This is a genomic window from Planctomycetota bacterium (assembly GCA_039819165.1).
Lineage (GTDB): Bacteria > Planctomycetota > Phycisphaerae > Phycisphaerales > UBA1924 > JAHCJI01.
Map to the genome: position 1 here is coordinate 1 of JBCBSM010000016.1, position 558 is coordinate 558.

1 protein-coding gene is annotated in these 558 nt (G+C 70.3%); it reads left to right on the forward strand.

Features of this window, described 5'->3' with window-relative positions; genetic code table 11:
- A partial coding sequence (locus AAFX79_13800) for a trypsin-like peptidase domain-containing protein (protein ID MEO1009630.1) occupies positions 1-558 on the forward strand: 558 nt, incomplete at both ends.

Consider the following 558-nt stretch of genomic DNA (forward strand, 5'->3'; position numbering starts at 1 on the left):
CCGACGTCGCGGTGCTGTCGGTCCCGTCGGGCGTGGCCGGCGGCCTCACGCCGGCGCGGCTGGGCGACAGCAACGGATTGGAGATCGGCGACCCGGTGCTCGCGTTCGGCAGCCCGTTCGGCCTCAGCCACAGCGTGACGCGGGGCATCATCAGCGCGAAAGGACGCTACAACCTCGACCTGGGAGACGGCGAGGTCGAGCTGCAGAACTTCTTGCAGACCGACGCGGCCATCAACCCGGGCAACTCGGGCGGGCCGCTAGTGAACCTGCGCGGCAGGGTGATCGGGCTCAACACCGCGATCGCCAGCTCGAGCGGCGGCAACGAGGGGATCGGTTTCTCGATCCCGATCAACCTCGCCACGCGGATCGCGGAACAGCTCATCGAGAACGGCCAGACGACACGCGGCTGGCTCGGCGTGGAGTTTGACGACCGCTTCAACGAGCAGCGGGCCCGCTCCGCGGGGCTGCCCCGATTGGCCGGAGCGCTCGTCGAGCGGGTGTTCCGCGGATCGCCCGCGGAACGCGCCGCGGTGCGCGAGGGCGACATCTTGCTGACCT